This window comes from Nocardia pseudovaccinii NBRC 100343 (genome assembly GCF_001613225.1).
In the GTDB taxonomy this organism is placed as follows: Bacteria; Actinomycetota; Actinomycetes; order Mycobacteriales; family Mycobacteriaceae; genus Nocardia; species Nocardia pseudovaccinii.
The window spans coordinates 1-2,555 of sequence record NZ_BDBY01000463.1 but is presented as its reverse complement, the minus strand read 5'-3'; the positions used below and the strand labels follow the sequence as shown (position 1 = coordinate 2,555).

The 2,555-nt window shown below is 65.6% G+C and carries 2 protein-coding genes; both read right to left on the bottom strand.

Translation table 11 applies throughout. The features are described 5' to 3' along the window. Positions 1 to 101: 101 nt before the first annotated feature. On the bottom strand, positions 102 to 875 hold the full coding sequence (gene istB / locus NP3_RS45875) for an IS21-like element helper ATPase IstB (protein WP_063047957.1): 774 nt from the start codon (positions 873 to 875) through the stop codon (positions 102 to 104). After that, on the bottom strand, positions 872 to 2,344 hold the full coding sequence (gene istA / locus NP3_RS45870) for an IS21 family transposase (RefSeq protein WP_063047956.1): 1,473 nt from the start codon (positions 2,342 to 2,344) through the stop codon (positions 872 to 874). The genes istB and istA overlap by 4 nt, the downstream gene beginning before the upstream one ends. Positions 2,345 to 2,555 lie beyond the last annotated feature (211 nt).

Below are 2,555 nucleotides of genomic sequence, written 5' to 3'. Positions count from 1 at the left end.
GTCAACGGTCATCGGGAACGCCGGGCGGGTGGACCTGAGGGGTCCGGCTGGGCGGACAGCAGATCTCCGGGCTGATGGACATCAGTTCTCCGGGTGAGTGTTCAGGCCAAGGGCATCACTCCTTTGCCGGCGAGGGCTTCGGCGAGGCGGTGTGAATCACCTTTTGTCAGTACGAGATGCGCGTGATGAAGGAGCCGATCCACTGCCGCGGTGGCCAAGGTTTTGGGCATGATGGTGTCGAATCCGGACGGGTGAATATTGCTGGTCACCGCGATGGAACGCCGCTCATATGCGGCATCGATCACGCGGTAGAACGCCTCGGCGGCCTCCGGACCCACCGGGAGCATGCCGATGTCGTCACAGACGATCAGATCGCAAGAGCAGATGCGGGCGACCGCGCGCGCGATCGATCCGTCGGCCTTGGCCTTGCCGATCGTGTTGGCGAGGGATTCGAGGGTGAACCAGGACACCCGCAGATCCTTCTCGATCGCCGAATGCGCGAGCGCCTCGACGAAGTGACTCTTGCCGGTGCCGGAGGCTCCGGCGACCACCAAATTCTCGTGTCTCCCGACCCATTCCAGAGTCGACAATGCGTTCTGGGTGGCGTCGGGGATCGTCGATTCCTCCGGCAGCCACGACGAGAACGTTTTGCCGGTGGGGAAATTCGCGGTCTTGCGACGCTGACGCCGGGTCGCGGAATCACGGCCGGTGACCTCTTCGGCCAGCAAAACCCGCAACACCTCGGCAGGGTCCCAGCGTTGGGCTCGGGCGGTGGCGAGCACGTCGGGCGCGGCTTTGCGCAGATAGGGCAGCCGCATCCGGCGGCAGATCTTGTCCAGTTCCTCGGGCAGGGCAGGGGCTTTGGGATGGGTCATGCGCCGAACCTTTCCCAGTTGCCGGTGCCGGGCTGGACCGAATGCGCCTCGTCGGCGCGCACGACATCGGCCAGGTTGGAGAACTTCGCCAGGTGATCGATGATGGCGGCCAGGTCACCGTCGTCGAAGCGACCCGCCACCGCGGCGACACCGAGTGCTTCCTCGACCGCGTCGGGCCCGGTGATCGCGGCCAGCTCGAGGGCGCGGGTCATCTTCGCGCGGATGCGCGAGACGCCGGACGCGGAGGCTTCGGTGAGCCAGCGGCGCGCGCCTTCGCCGAGTTCGAGGAACGCGATCTCCTCGACAGTGCGCGGTCGCAGTTTCCGCACTCGCGGCAGATCCCCGCCCTCGTGATGCGGGTAATGCTCGTCGAGGATCCGTGGATTACCGGGCGTCGAGAGCTGATGGCGGGCAATCTCGGCCAGCCCCAACGGATTTCGCCCGGTGATCACCAGTTCTTCACCAGCGACCCGGCACCACACCTTCTGGCCTTGATGACCGTCTGGGGTCGAATACCGCACCGATCCCCACCGGATCGTCTGGTCGTCACCGACCAGGCGTTCCTCACCCAAAGCGATTGCATGCGGCGCGCCCGGCAACACATGCAGATGCTCACGTTCGCTGCTCAACCGCATGATCGGCGCGATCCCGGTCTCGCGATGCGGGCGGGCGTTGACCCGCTCGCACCAGCTCCAGCAGGCGTCGGCGAGCTCGGCGAACGAGCCGTATTCCGGCAACAGGTTGGCCGTGGTCGGCACCAGATCGGCTTTCGCGATCTTCACCGTGTGTTCCGCGCCGCCCTTGGACTCCGGATCGAACGGCTCACACGTTTCCACCTTGCAGCCGTAATGGCGTCCGGCCGCGACCATCTCCGGATGCCGCACCGGCAACCCGGCGATCCGGTCCATCGTCACTGTTTTCGCGTTGTCGGTCAGCAAATACGTTGGGGCACCACCGATCCGGCGCAACGTCACATCGATACCCAGCACCAGCGAGCCCAGGGTTTGGTCCCACGACGGGATCACCACCCGAAACCGCGACCACGCCAGCCACGCGCAAAACAGTTGTGTCCGGCGACCATTCACCCTGGGGCCTTCGCCCCAGTCGAACTGCAGCCACATGCCCGGCTCGGGCAGCCACGGCCGGTATTTGCGTCGGTGACCGGCCTTCCACGCCGTCTTCGCGTCGGCGACCGCGCGGCGGGTCGAGCGGTCGGTGCCGGTGAACCCCATCGCCTGCAGTCTTTGATGCACCACATCGGCGCGGATCTTGCCTTGGGACTTGTCGACCCACTCCTCGATCTTGCCCATGAACGGGTCGATCGACCGCGGCCGCCGCAGTTTGGCCAGCGGATCGCGGCCCCCGTCGCGGACCGCGACATAGCGGGCCACCGTCTTCTCATCCACCCCAGACAACGCCGCGGCCGAATGCGCGCAGCGTGTCAGATCGAACGCTTCCAGAATCTCCATGATCTCCCTGTCAGACTTGGTCAACGGGATCCCTTCGACGCAGTTGGCCAGCGCTCACACACCGCCCAGCCAACTCGCCTGAAGAGATCCCGTTTCGCATTTATTCAGGCGTGTCCCGGAGATCCTGATGTCCGCCAATCCGGAGAAATCATGTCCGCCAGCCCGGACTCACATGTCCGCCCACCCGGATTATCCGGCGTCCGCTGGCACC

What these genes read in the sequence shown, in the direction of transcription:
- istB (WP_063047957.1), bottom strand. Translation starts at nt 875, where the DNA reads ATGACCCATCCCAAAGCCCCTGCCCTGCCCGAGGAACTGGACAAGATC.
- istA (WP_063047956.1), bottom strand. Translation starts at nt 2,344, where the DNA reads ATGGAGATTCTGGAAGCGTTCGATCTGACACGCTGCGCGCATTCGGCC.